Source organism: Campylobacter concisus, assembly GCF_902460675.1.
In the GTDB taxonomy this organism is placed as follows: domain Bacteria; phylum Campylobacterota; class Campylobacteria; order Campylobacterales; family Campylobacteraceae; genus Campylobacter_A; species Campylobacter_A concisus_AJ.
In genome coordinates this window covers 49,163-63,252 of sequence record NZ_CABPUQ010000002.1, presented here as the reverse complement: position 1 = coordinate 63,252, position 14,090 = coordinate 49,163, and the positions used below count along the sequence as shown (strand labels likewise).

Below are 14,090 nucleotides of genomic sequence, written 5' to 3'. Positions count from 1 at the left end.
ATATTTCATAAAATCGTAAAATTTGTTCGGCCGACACTGCGCTACGTCATAGCCACCATTTGCGTGGCTATGTTTGCCTTTTACGTGGGCAACATGATGTTTGGCAAACGCTCACTTGACGTGATGCTAAGCCTTCAGAGCAAAAAAGAGAGGCTTAGCGAAGACGTGGAAATTTTAAAAAAACTAAACGCACGTCTGCAGAAAGATTATTTTGAACTACAAGGCCTTGAGCCAGACTCTAATAAAAAGTAGGAACGATGAAGAAAATTTGGTTAGTTTTATCTATATTTACAGCGAGCTTATGTGCTAGAGAAAACCCATTTATGCCTATTAGCGAGCTAAACACAAGCGTTATGACGACAAATGTCGTAGAAAAATATGACAGCTTCAACTCGCTCTCGTTTAAATTTCCAAGCGATGCGATGCTTCTGCTTGATGTCACCATAAGATATAGAGCAAATGACGGCAGCATAAAAGAAAAAAGACTAACCGATATAAACAAAACTATCGACTGGAACGATGAATTTGCCCTAAGCAAGATGAAAAATCCAGAACCAGTCGCAGCTAAAAAACTAGATGTTTCTGTCACGATGGCAGAGGTACCAGCTCAAAAGGTGAGCACGCCAGTCATAATAGAAAAAAATGAGACTAAAATTTCAAACAAAGATAGAAATAAAACCTCAGATGTGCCAACTCCAAACGTCGTGGTGATCGACCTTGGCACAAAAAAAGTAAAAGAGCTAACTAAGCCTGAGCAAAAGCTAGTTGAAGTAAAGATCGAGCCAGCCTCAAAGCCTACTCAAGAGATAAAAAGCAGCGAAAAAGAGGTTAAATTCTTAGGATTTGTGAGCTTTTTAACACATGAAAAAGAGCTAAATATCATCACAAAAGCTAAAAACTTAAAGCACTTTGCATATGAAAAAAACAAGATCGTGCTTGACTTTGCAAAACCTCCAAGAAGCTTTAAAACTAGAAATTTAAAGCTTGAAAACGATACTTTTAAAAACGTCATAATCGGCTGGCATGACAAATATTTCAGAGTGGTTTTAGAACTTGATAAGATGCATAAATATAGGCTTGAAACCGCCGAAAATGGATATGTGCTTAAACTTTTATAGTTTTTATATTTAAATTTAAGCCTACTATTTTAATTTCTCTTGGTCGTAACCAAAAAAGCTTGACACTAGCGTAAGAAGCTTTTAGGCATGCTAGCCTAAACACCTCACGAATTTACATGCACTTTGATAGTGATAAGCTAAAACTTGCTGCAAAAGTGGCTGAGGATCTGGCGAACTAGAGTACTTAAAGATAGAGCAAACTAGCAATATTAAATTTAACCAATACAAAATTTAAAACATCAAATTTAACTATGAAACTCTATAAATATATGAGAATTTTTAGCTTATAATCAGCCTAAAAGCTTACCCTGTATCTAAATTTAAATTTACAACGCACAAACAAAAAGCTGCACGAAAGTGAAATTTGGCAAGCAAATTTTACTCTGCTCGCCAAATTTATCAAACTAGCCTATCTTTCTTATCTTTGCAGGAAGTGCTTGTCTAGCGCAAGTACCAACCAACCAGTCATTTAGGCTAAATTCGCCATTTCTTTTTGGATCAAGAAGTCCGAGTTTGTTGTGATTGACCCCTTTTTCTAAATTTGCTATCCCAAAAGCTGGCTTTCCATCGACGATGTGCGTTCTTATACCAAACTCATCATGGCCAAATCCATGCTCTATGCTGATAACCCCGCTAGAAACGCCGTCCGTTACAAATGCCTCGCCAACTTGCGCTCCATAAGGTGTAGTCACTTTGACCTTATCGCCTGAGCGAATGCCCTGCTCGCTCGCTACATCTGGCGCCATCCTTATGAAGTTGCTAGGATGGACAGCTCTTAGTCTTGGGCTAACAAATGTGTAGAAGTGCTGGATATTTGACTTTCTTGAGCTAACTGTGTATTTCCACTCAGAGCGTGGGAAAAATTTCTCAAGCGGCGTGCCGTCACTTGCTACTGGTAGCATCAGGCTTGGCACTCCTGGCATATATTCGCCTGTTATTGAGTGTCTGTGTCCGCCAAGTGGCTCATAGTAGATAGAAGCTGGCGTAGGCGCTGGCACTTTTACGGTTGCTTTATCGCCCTTGTATGCGCTCTCATAGCTATCATATCTGCCGCCTTTTGCTAGCACGTGCGCTACTTTTGGCCTCTCTTCGTCTTTTAGATAAGGATCAAGCTTTGTCATCACTCTTGATATCTTACTAAGCTTTTTGTCCTCGTCGCTTATATCTTTCACGCCCTCGCCGTCAAAGGCTAAATTTGCTAGTGCAGCTGCATAGTACTGCTCTTTTACGTCAAGGTCCATGAAATTTCCGTCTTTATCTTTGAAGGCATTTTTACCAAAGCCTTTTAGTCCAAGCCTCTTTGCTACGGCTATATAAAACGCCTCAACGTCGATCACGCCGCCATTTTTATCCTTTGCCTGCTTTGAGCTAACGGCTGGATAGCGCACGACTGAAGTTTTAGCGATCGTTCCCCAAAGAGAGTTTGGAAGAGCCCAGTTTTCTAAATTTACCCCGTCTGGCACGATGTAGTCAGCATAGGCGTTTGTCTCGTTCATGAAGGCGTCGATACCCACAAAAAGTGGTAAATTTTTACTATCTTTTAGCGCGTCTAAAACCGCTCTTTCAAGTCCTGCTTGGCCGTAAAGTACGTTTGTCATGTAGTTTATGAAAACTTTTACTTTATATGGATAGCCAGCCTTGTGGCTTGTAAGCGTTTCGTTTACAAGTGGCATAGAGATAGGGTACCATGGCTGAGTTGATGGATAGCCGCTACCGCCAGCTGCTACTTTGCGCTTATACTCAGAGCTTGTTTCATAGTATTTGCCCGATCTTGATAAATTTAGACCATTTGGCTTATAAGCGCCTTCAAAGCTCTCAAGGTCATATCTGCCCTTTAAAAACTCGTGTGTGCCGGCACTTGCATTGACGTTGCCGCCTTTATAGCCGTAAGTACCCATTAGCGTGTTTAGACAAAGGATCGCAAAAGTAGTCATACCAGCTTGCGTATGCATCATACCGCCATGCACGTTTGTGCTCACCTGTCTGCCATTTTTGGTGAAATTTTCGCAAAGCCAGATGATATCTTCAACGCTTACGCCACAAATTTTTGAGTACTCCTCTAAGCTGTGCTTATAAGCTGACTCTTTTAAAAGCTGCATTGAGCTTTTTACCTCGACTTTTTTGCCGTCTATTAAAATTTTGCCTTTGTAGTAGAGCTTGGCTGGTTCATTTACCTTGTAGCTTTGTGTCTTGCCATCTTGCGAGCAGACCTGCCACTCGTTATTGATAAGTGCAAATTTGCCGTAGTCTTTGTGACCTTTTTCGGTGATGACTAGATGCGTAGCGTTGCACCAGTGTATCTCGCCTGCTAGCTTTGCTTGGTCTAAATTTGGCTGGATAAGGTAGTTTGTAGCGTATTTTTCATTTTCTATGATCCAGCGTATCATAGCCATGGCTAGAGCTGAGTCGGTGCCTGGCTTTATCGCTATCCAGCGGCCTTTGTCTGAAGAGGCGTATTTTACAGCATTTGTAACGCTTGGGTCGACCACTGCGTAGCTAAAGTCATCTCTAGTGCCTCTTGCGTAAGAGAGCATTTTTGCCTGTTTTTGGAAAGGGTTGCCACCATTTGACGGCGAAGTGCCCCAGTAGATAACAAATTTAGAGTTTTCATAGTCTGGTTTTGTGTGTGCAAAGCCCTTTGCGTTGTGCGCGATCTTGCCGCCGACCCTAAAGCCGCCGCCGCAAATTCCGCCGTGTGAGTAGTGATTTATAGTACCAAATGACTTTTTGACAAAGCGATCGACGATATCAGAGCGTCCGTCATATAGGTAAAAGCTTAAAAATTGATTACGCTTGGTGCCGTACTCTGGGTTTTCGCTGTCGATTAGCTCGTCGCTATATATCGCTCTTAGCCCGTCCACGTGTCCCTCACCAAAGAGATCTCCGCCCTCTACTACCTCTTCTACTAGCTGCTCAAAGCTTATGCTCTTCCACTTGCCCTCGCCTCTTTTGCCAACTCTTTTTAGCGGAGTTAGTATCCTTGCAGGTGATTCTATCATCTCAGGCAATATCGCCCCTCTGGCGCAAACTGTGGCTCGCTTTTCATCTTCGCCGCTTAGTGTTGTGGCAAGCAAAGCGTCGTTTATCGATGTGTCAAAATTTGCCCAGTGTACGTTTGAGAGTGGATTGTATGGGTTGCCGCTACATCTTAAAACGCGGTCGTTTTTGTCATCTACGTGAAGTCTTATGCCACACTTTGTCGTACAGCCGTGGCACATTGAAAAGACAACGCTATGTCCGTAGTTGAGTGAAATTTTGCCGTCTTTTACGCTAAATTCAGGCTCTAGTGAGTTTGACTGCGGTTTGTAGTCGTCTTTTTCGCCGTCTGCTAGCACAGCGCTTGCGGTTAGTGTTGAGAGTACGGCTGATCTTTTTAAAAATTCTCTTCTTTGCATTGCTTATTTCCTTTACTGTGCTATCTCTTCGCTCCAGTTGATAACCTTTTGATATCCGTTTTCAAGCTCGAGTTTCTTATCGTTTTTAGCCAAAATTTCGCTGACGCCGTGGTAGAACACCTGTGGATTTGTATTTTTAGGGCTATCTATGACCATAGTCTCATGTGTGGCTAGAAATTTTCTGATATTTGAGTTAGGATCATTAAGATCTCCTATTATACGGCTACCGCCCACACAGCTCTCTACGCATGCTGGCTGAAGTCCCGCTCTTAGTCTGTGGTCGCAGAAGGTGCATTTATCGGCCTTGTAGGTATGCAAGCTAAGATATCTTGCGTGATATGGACAGGCCTCCACACAAAGCGCACAGCCTATGCACTCTTTTGTGTCGATCTTTACGATGCCGTTGCTTCTTTGGTAGCTTGCTCCAGTTGGACAAACGTCGATACAGGCTGGCTTGTTGCAGTGGTTGCAAAGTCTTGGAAGTGACGCAATGACCGCCATTTTGCCGCTCTTATCCTTTGCCTCGTACTCAGAAACGATGGTCCTAAAAGCACCTGGTTGAACGTCGTTTTCCAACATACAGCTCATAGTACATGACTGACAGCCAACACATCTTGTTAGATCTATCGCCATGCCGTAGCGAACGCCACTACCGCCAAAGTCCTTTGGTGCTGCTTTTAGCGCAGTCGTAGCGAAAAACAGTCCTGCAGCTGTGATGAAGCTGCGACGAGAGTTTAGGGTCTGTTGCATAAGAAATTCTCCTTTCTTTTTAGAAGTTTTTCTTATTCTAACATAGTAAATTTTTTTTCTAAAGTTTATTTTATATTTTTGCAAAATGTATTAAATTTTGAGAATTTTTGTAGCACTTTGTAGGTAAAATTTGAAGTTAAATTTAAAGAGAAAAAGATAGAAATTTAGCTTCTATCTTTTTTAAATTTATGATTTGTGGTTTAGCATATAAAGGCGGATGACTTGCTCGGCAGTCATCTTTAAATTTCTAAGGGCATTATCTTTTCGCATGGCTTCTTCAAGGCTCATTGGCTCATTTAGTATGCAAAAATATGCGTCAATGCCGTGTTTATGGCAGTCTTTGGCGCACCTTTGCACGCTTCCAGCAAGCGCGATGACTGGCTTATGATGCCTCTTAGCTATCTTTGCCACGCCTGTTGGGGTCTTGCCCATGGTGCTTTGAAAGTCCATGCGGCCTTCGCCAGTGATGACAAGATCAGCCTTTTTGATCTCATCTTCAAGTGCTATTGTCTGCGTGATGATCTCGATGCCAGGCTTGAGCTTCGCTCCCAAAAATGCTACAAAAGCAAAGCCGAGTCCGCCAGCTGCTCCAGCGCCCTTTTGCGTGTGAAATTTGGTGCCATTTTTCTCTTTTACAAGGCTTGCAAAGTGCTTTAGTCCGTCATCAAGTTGCTTTACCATGCGGCCATTTGCGCCCTTTTGTGGGGCATAGACGTAGGCTGCGCCCTTTTGACCGTAAAGTGGATTATCCACGTCACAGGCGATTAAAAATTCGCACTCTTTTAGCTCTTTTAGCGCCCCTTCATCTGAAAACTCACAAATTTGAGCTAGATCCTCACCTTTGCCCTCAAGCAAAGCGCCATTTTTATCATAAAATTTAAACCCTAAAGAGCTTAGCATGCCTGTGCCAGCGTCATTTGTCGCACTTCCACCGATGCCTATGATAAATTTCCTTGCCCCCTTACTAATGGCATCTTTTATCATCTGACCAAAGCCAAATGTGCTAGTTTTCATAGGATTTCTCTCATCAGGATTTATAAGAGTAAGTCCTGAAGCGCTTGACATCTCAAGTATGGCAAGGTCGTCTTTTAGGGCATATCTAGCTAAAATTTCAGTCCCAAGCGGGTTTTTGACGATGGTATCTATAAATTTCGCATCAAGCGCGTCAGCCATAGCCTCCACGCTGCCCTCACCGCCGTCAGCTACTGGTTTTACTACGACGTCGCAAAAGTCTTCAAGCGCCTCTTTTATAGCAAGGCCCGCCTCAAGCGAGCTTAGCGAGCCTTTTAATGAATCTATCGCAACCAAAATTCTCATAAAAGCACCAAAGATAGTATATAAACGCTGATCATTCCAACAACGCCCATGATAAATGTCATCGCTGTTTGTGTGCGGTAACCTTGATCTGCAGTCATCTTACTAAAGTTTGTCACGACCCAGAAGTAGCTATCGTTTGCGTGAGATACGCACATAGCACCTGATGCTATCGCCATGACACAAAGTGCGGCTGAAATTTCGCTCGTAAAGCCAAGCGTGTGCATGAGCGAGTTGTCAGCGCTAAATGCACCCATGATAGAGGCTGTCGTGATGATAGCCACAGTCGAGCTTCCTTGAGCGGTTTTTAGCACGGCTGAGATTATGAATGGGAAGAAAATTCCTATCGCTTTTATAGTTGAGGCATTTTCTTTTATGAAATTTACAAAGCCAGCCTCAGTGATGACGTTGCCCAAAACGCCGCCAGCTGCGGTGATAAAAAGTATTGGACCTGCGATCTTTAATGATTCGTTTGTTATGTGGTCAAATTCTCTCATCTTTTTGGTTTCAGCTAGCAAAAATACGCAAAAGATCACGCCAATAGCAAGGGCGATGATAGGGTTACCTAAAAATAAAAATATCTTTGGCAAGAGCGCAGCTTTATCAAGCATGCCTTGTTTTGCTAAAACGTCTATAACAGAGCCAACCGCCATGAAGATGATAGGCATGATGATAGGGGCAAGGCTTAAAAATCCGCAAGGCAATTTGCCAAATTTATTTAAAAGCTCCTCGTAGCTAGCCGTTATCGTAGCGTCAGCCTCTTTATCGCTGATAGTTACGCTTTTAGCGATGCTTTTTGAAAAGAAATAAACAGCTACTAAAACAGGCACCGAAACTACTGTACCCATAATGATGACAAGAAGTAAATTTCCTCCAAGGCCAAGCGTGCCAGCAGCTGCTATCGGGCCAGGAGTAGGCGGGATGAAGACGTGAGAAGCATATAGGCCGCCACTAAGTGCTACTGACATAGCAACTGGGCTTGCTGAAATTTTCTTATAAAGTGCCTCGCGAATAGAGTTTAAGACGACAAAACCGCTATCGCAAAATACTGGTATGCCAACAACCCAGCCCATTATAAGCATGGCAAGCTCAGGGCGTCTTTGTCCGACTAGCTTTACGACCATGTCAGCTAGCTTTAGCGCAGCTCCCGTTTTTTCAAGCACTGTGCCGATGATCGTTCCAAAGATGATGACGATGCCGATGCTCTTAAATGTGCCACTAAAACCAACGCCTATCATCGCTGGGATATTGGATAGATCGATACCTGCGACTATTGCTAGCACCAAAGATATACTCATAAGTGCCAAAAATGGATGCACCTTGAACTTTGAGATCATAAGGATCATAAGGATGATTGCTATAACAAAACAGACAATCAAAGCTATACCGCTCATGAAAACTCCTTTATTGTGAGATTTTGCTAGTGATTTTAGCAAAATTTGCTTATATTTTTTCTAATATTTTTAAGTTTTTCTATTAGTTAAATTTTTTTCATTATTTATGTAAATTTTAGATTATCTGCCCAAATTTAGCCACTTTATAAGATTAAATTTTTAAGGCTATTTTAAAATAACAAAGCCAAGACCAACCTTATCTGTGTGCCTGTTGTAGTCTATCAAGCTCTCGCCGTATCCAGTAAAATACTGCAAATAGCCATAAACACCGGTTGAAAATATCGGAAACATATATGAAATTTCAGCTGCGCCTTTATTTGTTTTATCAAAATGTAAGTTATTTCTTAGCATTAGGCTAAAGATGTGGTCGTTTAGGTTGTAGCTAAGCCTTACGTCGCCGTGTCCGATGTATTTTAAGATGTCCTTATTATCGCTCTTGTCGCCAACGACTATCCAAGCTCTTGGCGAGACGCTAAAGTTGCCATAGACAAAGTCACTTTGCACGTAAGCTCTGTTCCAGCTCCTTGATTTGCTGCCATCTCGTCCATTTGACTCATGCAAAAGGCCAAATTTTAGATTTTGGATGCCGATTCTCTCTAGATATTTTGGTGAGGCAAAATTTAAGAAAATTTCTGGCTGATAGTTTGTCTCGCGAAACGGCGATGACTTTTTAGTGATCTGCCACCACGAAGTCTGCGTATATGCCGCTACAAGGCTCTCTCTAAGACCAAAAACGTCGTAGAATAGCGGCTTTGCAAGGCTTATTTGAAACTTGGTCTCAACGCTCTTTCGCCCATCATCTGGCACAGTTTTAGCGTAAGTTACTGGCAAAAGGTAGTTAAATTTATAAAGCTCGATACCAAGTGCGTTTTGCAGATGATGTTCAGCCTTATTTTCTTGTGTGATCTTAGCCTGCTTTACCTTTGCTTCTGGCGTCGCTGGCTCGGCATTTAGGCTAGCCTTGGAGGCTAAGCCTTGCGCGTTTATAGAGTTTTCGGCAATGCTTTTATAAATTTGCATAGCACCTTTTATATCGCCACTTTGCTCAAGTGCTTGCGCCCTTTGAAACTCGCTAAGTTCGCTTGCTGCTAAAAGGCTAAAGCCAAGAGCCAAAAATAGTATAAATTTAGGCATCTTTTTGCTCCTTTTTTTGAATTTCATTTGCTATTTTGTATTCTTCTGGGAAATTTACGTTAAAAAACTGCTCTTTATCATCAAAATTTACTATCTTGCACTTGCAGTTTTTTCGTAAAAGCCCGATTTTATGCTCATTTTTTTGGTAAAGCTCATGCGCAAACGGGGCTAAGCTTGGGCTAAAAAAGCCACAAAGTGAGTGGATATGCTCATCATCGCCAGCTACGACCATCTCAAATTCATCTTTAAATTTAGCCAGCTCGTCAAGACTTTTTGGGTCAAAAAATGGCATATCAGCTGGGATGATAAAGACGCTATGATCAAAGCTTTTTAGCACGCAGTAAAGCGCTAGCATCGGCGAAAAATCCTCACTGCTCTCATCTTTTATGAGCTTTAGCGGTGGGTTAAATTTCTCAAATTTAGAGCTTACAAAAACCTCATCAAAGACTTTGCTAAATTTAGCGACCTGATAGTGCGTGAGTGTTTCAAATCCCCCAAATGGCAGCAAGGTCTTATCCTGACCCATGCGCGAGCTCTTGCCACCTGCTAAAATGACGCAAGTTTGCATCTTTTATCCTTTTAAATTTTAAAAATTACAAAAGTATAACCAAATTTTCTAACTCATCTTGTTTTAAATTTATTATCACTTTACAAAGCTTTGCCCTTAAATTTGCAAAAAAGAGTGTTTTTTGGCAGATAAAATTAATTTTTTTACATCGCTAATCATAAAGCTAAAAGTAATATAATGGCTTACTTTTAAAGGAGATCACATGAGTGAAAGAAATTTACAAATTTTAGGTTGGATAGGTACGTGCCTGTCGGTTGTTATGTATTTTTCATACATCCCACAAATAATAGGCAACCTTGATGGCCATAAAACGCCTTTTATACAGCCACTAGCGGCTGCGATAAACTGCACGATCTGGACAAGTTACGGCCTACTAAAAGCCAAAAAAGACTACCCACTTTCTGCTGCAAACTTGCCAGGCATAATCTTTGGACTTTTGGCAACTATAACAGCGTTTTAATGCGCTAGCTTCAAGCTTTTTACACTAAAAATAGCCGATAAATTTGCAAATTTATCGGCTAACAAATCTAAATTTTACAAATAAACTAAAATATCAAATTTAAGACAGGTCTAAAAGTAAATTTCACAAGAAATTTCATCAAATTTTGTCAAAAACGTAAGGTGAAGTATCGCGAAGCGGGCTTTAAAATTTAGCGGCAAGATTTTAAGATAGATTTGGATGTTGTGACGAAATTTTCACACAAGATAAAACACGTAGTTTATCGAAGTGTGAAAATTTCTAACTCATTCAAAGATACTTAAAAGCTAACGCCTATAAGTCCCTTGGATCGGCGATTTTACCAGCTATGGCTGAAGCCGCCACAACCGCCGAGTTAGCTAGATAAATTTCACTCGTTCTATCGCCCATACGACCGACGAAATTTCTATTTGTAGTCGATATGCAGCGTTCATTTGCACCTAAAATACCCATATATCCGCCAAGACAAGCACCACAAGTTGGGTTGCTCACAACTGCGCCAGCTTCTATGAAAATGTCGATTAGCCCCTCTTTTTCAGCAGCTCTTGCGATCTTTTGCGTCGCTGGAGTGATGATGAGCCTTGTTTTGCGGGCTACTTTTTTACCTTTTAGGATTTGTGCTGCGATACGAAGGTCGCTTAGACGGCCATTTGTGCATGAGCCGATAAATGCCTGATCGATAGCTAGATCGTCGCGAACCGCCTGTCTTACGCTCTTGCCGTTGCTTGGCAAAAATGGATATGCGATGACTGGATCAAGGTTTGTGACATCGATCTCTAAAATTTTGTCGTATTTTGCGCCCTCGTCTGAGTAGAAAAATTTTGGTTTATCGCGTAAATTTTTATCTTTTAAAAACTCTTTTGTGATCTCATCAACCGCGATGATACCGCTCTTTGCGCCAGCTTCGATCGCCATGTTACACATTGAAAATCTATCATCCATGCTAAGGCCATCTATCACCTCTCCGCTAAACTCAAGCGCCTTGTAAAGTGCGCCATCGACGCCTATTTGGCGGATGATCTCAAGGATGAGGTCCTTGCCATAGACGTGCTTATCAAGCTTACCTTTAAAGACGACCTTGATACTCTCAGGCACTTTAAACCAGTTTTTGCCAGTGATCATCGCGTAAGCTAGGTCGGTGCTACCCATACCGGTGCTAAACGCTCCAAGAGCGCCGTGCGTACAGGTATGACTGTCTGCGCCGATGATGACGTCGCCTGGGATGACTAGCCCTTTTTCAGGCAAAATCGCGTGCTCGATACCCATATCTTTTTCGTCAAAATAGTTTTTAAGGTCGTGTTTGTAGGCAAATTCGCGTGAAATTTTGGCTTGATTTGCGCTTAGGATGTCCTTTGTCGGGATGTAGTGGTCCATCACGATGGCAAAGCCGTCTGGATTAGCTAGCTTTTTAGCGCCACTTCGCTCAAACTGCTTGATCGAGATAGGTGTCGTGATGTCGTTGCCTATGATCATATCGATCTTACTCTCGATGATCTCTCCTGCGCTTACCTCTTTGCCAACGTGATCTGAAAATATTTTCTCGGTGATGGTTTGTTTCATAAATTTCCTTTAAATTTTGGGGCGATTTTAACGAAATTTGTATAAAAAGATATTTAGCCAGCGCTTTAAATCACTATAAATTTGACAAAAAATTTATGCTAAAAATTTGGGCAGATAAGATTTGTAAGATAGCATTTTCTTTTTTATATATTTTAAAATTATAATTTAAGCAACTAAAATAAATTCAATGTAAAATTTAGCTTTAAATTTTATGCTAAAGCCCTAAAATACTCTATTTATTACTTTCGATAACTAAATTAATAAAATTTAGTAAAATTTATCATAACAAGCGTTATTTAGCTACTTTTTGCTATTTTTTCTTAAAAATAAAAATTAAGAGATATTGTTTAACTTTTATTATAAAATACGCCGAAAATTTTAAAAGGATTTAAGATGAAAAGACTTTTTTCTAGCTTGTCTAACAAGATAGCCTTTTTGCTGACAGCTTGGATGCTAGTAGGCATAGGCATATTTTTTAGCATAAACTACTCAAATTCCAAATCGGAAAAAATTCAGTCCTACAACAATGTGCGTAAAACTGGGCTAAAATCGACGATGTACTTTGTCGATGAGTTTTTAAAGTCAAGACTTCACATGGTGCAAAACTTTGCAAAAGAGCTTGAGGATAAAAAGCTCTATGCTAGCAGGGACGATATGGCCGAGGCACTAAAGGGTGCGTTTGTCATTTCGCCATTTGACGCGCTATTTGTGGGCTACGCAGACAATGGCAACGTCATAAAGACTGATCTTTTGAAAAACAATCAGCCATTTTTGATACCAAATTTTGATGGTCGCACGAGGGCTTGGTTTCAAGGTGCTAGCAGCAGCGGCAAGCCTGGATTTTCAGAGCCATACGTAGATGTCACGACAAAGAATTTAACCATCACAGCCTACGCTCCTATCTTTGATAGCAACCATAAGCTTGTAGCGGTAATTGGTGCAAATATCTTCTTAAACAGCTTTAGCCAGGAGCTTTTAGAGATAAAAACGACTAAGACTTCAAGTATCATGATCGCCGATGACAACGGCAAAGCGATAGTTCATCCTGATGTAAATTTGATCACAAAAGAAGATGAAAACTACAAAAGCCTTATCAAAGAAAATATGAAAAAGAGCATAGAGGGCGACAAGGTTTCGCTATTTTTCCATAACGGCATGAGAAACGTCATCTACTGCCAAAACCAAAAGCTAACTGGCTGGAACGTCTGCATAGTGGCTGATGCTGATGAGTTTGTGGCTGAAATTCAAAGTGCTTCAAATAAGCAAATTTTGATGTTTAGTCTGTTTTTGATCTCAGTCATCATCGCTATTATGGTGGTCGTTAGATACTTCTTAAGGCCGGTTTTAACGATACAAAATGGGCTAATCGAAGTCTTTAAATTTATAAACAACAAAACTTCAAACGTTGAGCCTATCAAGCTAAAAACAAGCGACGAGCTAGGCGTTATGGCCAGCATAATCAACGAAAATATAGAAAGCACAAAAGAAAATTTAAATAACGAGCGCGAGTTTTTAGCCAAAACGCAAGAATTTGTAAGCAAGATAAAAGGTGGCGACTTTAGAGCGACGCTTGAAGCGACGACAAATAGCCAAGCTCTGCTAAAGCTAAAAGAGGCATTTGGTGATCTACGTGACTCGCTAAAGACAAATATCGCTTCAAATGAGCACGATATCTTAAAAGCGCTAGAAATTTACTTTAAAAACGACTTTACAGCTAGGATAAACGACGAGGGCGTCATCGCAAAAGGCATCGACGCGCTTGGCGATAAAATAGCGCAGATGCTAAAAAATAATGAAGATGTCGCAAAACTGCTAGAAGACCGCGCTAAAGCGCTAAAAGGCTACATGCAGGAGCTTACCACTAAGGCAAACAAGAGTGCGACTTCGCTCTCTGAGGGTGCGGCCGCGGTTGAACAGATGAGTGCGTCTATGAGGCAGGTAAATGCAAGATCAGATGATGTCAAAAGGCAGTCTGAGGAGATAAAAAATATCATCACCATCATCCACGACATCGCCGATCAGACAAATTTACTAGCTCTTAACGCTGCAATAGAAGCAGCACGTGCGGGCGAGCATGGCAGGGGCTTTGCGGTTGTGGCTGATGAGGTTAGAAATTTAGCCGAGCGCACTCAAAAAAGCCTTGGCGAGATCGAGGCAAATGCAAATATCCTAACGCAAAACATCGACGACATGAGTGCGGCGATAAATGAGCAAACCATAGCGATCGCTCAGATAAACACGTTAGTTGCCGACATCGATAATCTAACAAAAGAAAATCTTGAAGTGGCAAATCAAACAAATAAGGCCACAAACGAGGTCGATGAGATAGCTGATCAGATCGTAAAAGAGGTCGCTAAAAACAAATTTTAACTTTTGTCC

Annotated in this window: 11 protein-coding genes and 2 pseudogenes; 6 read left to right on the top strand and 7 right to left on the bottom strand. The window is 41.3% G+C overall.

What is annotated here, in order from left to right:
- Window positions 1-69 precede the first annotated feature (69 nt).
- The 3 genes and pseudogenes from F3G88_RS10685 to F3G88_RS10550 all read left to right on the top strand — a co-directional run.
- Complete coding sequence (locus tag F3G88_RS10685) at window positions 70-252, top strand: hypothetical protein (protein WP_180385140.1); 183 nt, start codon at window positions 70-72, stop codon at window positions 250-252.
- Between the two features lie 5 nt (window positions 253-257).
- Window positions 258-1,118, top strand: coding sequence for an AMIN domain-containing protein (locus tag F3G88_RS09030; protein WP_149715985.1), 861 nt, complete (start codon window positions 258-260; stop codon window positions 1,116-1,118).
- A gap of 74 nt (window positions 1,119-1,192) precedes the next feature.
- A pseudogene (locus F3G88_RS10550) lies at window positions 1,193-1,297 on the top strand (tyrosine-type recombinase/integrase); the annotation flags it as partial.
- A gap of 225 nt (window positions 1,298-1,522) precedes the next feature.
- On the opposite strand, the gene F3G88_RS09020 reads toward F3G88_RS10550, so the two are convergent.
- The 6 genes from F3G88_RS09020 to F3G88_RS08995 all read right to left on the bottom strand — a co-directional run bounded on the left by F3G88_RS09020 (window position 1,523) and on the right by F3G88_RS08995 (window position 9,673).
- A complete protein-coding gene (locus F3G88_RS09020; protein WP_149715984.1) occupies window positions 1,523-4,513 on the bottom strand; it encodes a molybdopterin dinucleotide binding domain-containing protein in 2,991 nt (996 codons plus the stop codon).
- Window positions 4,514-4,525: 12 nt separating this feature from the next.
- A complete protein-coding gene (locus F3G88_RS09015; protein ID WP_107855733.1) occupies window positions 4,526-5,263 on the bottom strand; it encodes a 4Fe-4S dicluster domain-containing protein in 738 nt (245 codons plus the stop codon).
- Between the two features lie 186 nt (window positions 5,264-5,449).
- Entirely contained in the window at window positions 5,450-6,580 is a 1,131-nt protein-coding gene (locus F3G88_RS09010) for a glycerate kinase family protein (RefSeq protein ID WP_149715983.1), read from the bottom strand.
- Window positions 6,577-7,971: a GntP family permease gene (locus tag F3G88_RS09005; protein ID WP_149715982.1), complete on the bottom strand. Its 1,395-nt coding sequence runs from the start codon at window positions 7,969-7,971 to the stop codon at window positions 6,577-6,579. The genes F3G88_RS09010 and F3G88_RS09005 overlap by 4 nt, the downstream gene beginning before the upstream one ends.
- A 165-nt stretch (window positions 7,972-8,136) precedes the next feature.
- Window positions 8,137-9,105 carry a phospholipase A gene (locus F3G88_RS09000; RefSeq protein WP_149715981.1) on the bottom strand — a complete coding sequence of 323 codons (969 nt, stop codon included), beginning with the start codon at window positions 9,103-9,105 and terminating at the stop codon, window positions 8,137-8,139.
- Window positions 9,098-9,673 carry a molybdenum cofactor guanylyltransferase gene (locus F3G88_RS08995; protein WP_149715980.1) on the bottom strand — a complete coding sequence of 192 codons (576 nt, stop codon included), beginning with the start codon at window positions 9,671-9,673 and terminating at the stop codon, window positions 9,098-9,100. The genes F3G88_RS09000 and F3G88_RS08995 overlap by 8 nt, the downstream gene beginning before the upstream one ends.
- Before the next feature lie 202 nt (window positions 9,674-9,875).
- Here F3G88_RS08995 and F3G88_RS08990 point away from each other — a divergent pair, with 202 nt between their 5' ends.
- Complete coding sequence (locus tag F3G88_RS08990; protein ID WP_103617060.1) at window positions 9,876-10,133, top strand: SemiSWEET family transporter; 258 nt, start codon at window positions 9,876-9,878, stop codon at window positions 10,131-10,133.
- Between the two features lie 312 nt (window positions 10,134-10,445).
- On the opposite strand, the gene leuC is transcribed toward F3G88_RS08990, so the two are convergent.
- Window positions 10,446-11,711, bottom strand: a complete 1,266-nt coding sequence (leuC, locus tag F3G88_RS08985; protein WP_012140464.1) for a 3-isopropylmalate dehydratase large subunit — start codon at window positions 11,709-11,711, stop codon at window positions 10,446-10,448.
- Window positions 11,712-12,104: 393 nt separating this feature from the next.
- Between leuC and F3G88_RS10820 the strand changes: the two are divergent.
- Both F3G88_RS10820 and F3G88_RS10815 read left to right on the top strand, forming a co-directional pair.
- Window positions 12,105-12,941: pseudogene (locus F3G88_RS10820) on the top strand (cache domain-containing protein); the annotation flags it as partial.
- 42 nt (window positions 12,942-12,983) lie between these two features.
- Window positions 12,984-14,081 carry a methyl-accepting chemotaxis protein gene (locus tag F3G88_RS10815; RefSeq protein ID WP_508610357.1) on the top strand — a complete coding sequence of 366 codons (1,098 nt, stop codon included), beginning with the start codon at window positions 12,984-12,986 and terminating at the stop codon, window positions 14,079-14,081.
- The last annotated feature ends 9 nt before the right edge of the window (window positions 14,082-14,090 follow it).

What these genes read in the sequence shown, in the direction of transcription:
- leuC (WP_012140464.1), bottom strand. Translation starts at nt 11,711, where the DNA reads ATGAAACAAACCATCACCGAGAAAATATTTTCAGATCACGTTGGCAAA.
- F3G88_RS09010 (WP_149715983.1), bottom strand. Translation starts at nt 6,580, where the DNA reads ATGAGAATTTTGGTTGCGATAGATTCATTAAAAGGCTCGCTAAGCTCG.
- F3G88_RS10815 (WP_508610357.1), top strand. Translation starts at nt 12,984, where the DNA reads ATGTTTAGTCTGTTTTTGATCTCAGTCATCATCGCTATTATGGTGGTC.
- F3G88_RS09015 (WP_107855733.1), bottom strand. Translation starts at nt 5,263, where the DNA reads ATGCAACAGACCCTAAACTCTCGTCGCAGCTTCATCACAGCTGCAGGA.
- F3G88_RS09005 (WP_149715982.1), bottom strand. Translation starts at nt 7,971, where the DNA reads ATGAGCGGTATAGCTTTGATTGTCTGTTTTGTTATAGCAATCATCCTT.
- F3G88_RS10685 (WP_180385140.1), top strand. Translation starts at nt 70, where the DNA reads ATGTTTGCCTTTTACGTGGGCAACATGATGTTTGGCAAACGCTCACTT.
- F3G88_RS08995 (WP_149715980.1), bottom strand. Translation starts at nt 9,673, where the DNA reads ATGCAAACTTGCGTCATTTTAGCAGGTGGCAAGAGCTCGCGCATGGGT.
- F3G88_RS09000 (WP_149715981.1), bottom strand. Translation starts at nt 9,105, where the DNA reads ATGCCTAAATTTATACTATTTTTGGCTCTTGGCTTTAGCCTTTTAGCA.
- F3G88_RS08990 (WP_103617060.1), top strand. Translation starts at nt 9,876, where the DNA reads ATGAGTGAAAGAAATTTACAAATTTTAGGTTGGATAGGTACGTGCCTG.
- F3G88_RS09020 (WP_149715984.1), bottom strand. Translation starts at nt 4,513, where the DNA reads ATGCAAAGAAGAGAATTTTTAAAAAGATCAGCCGTACTCTCAACACTA.
- F3G88_RS09030 (WP_149715985.1), top strand. Translation starts at nt 258, where the DNA reads ATGAAGAAAATTTGGTTAGTTTTATCTATATTTACAGCGAGCTTATGT.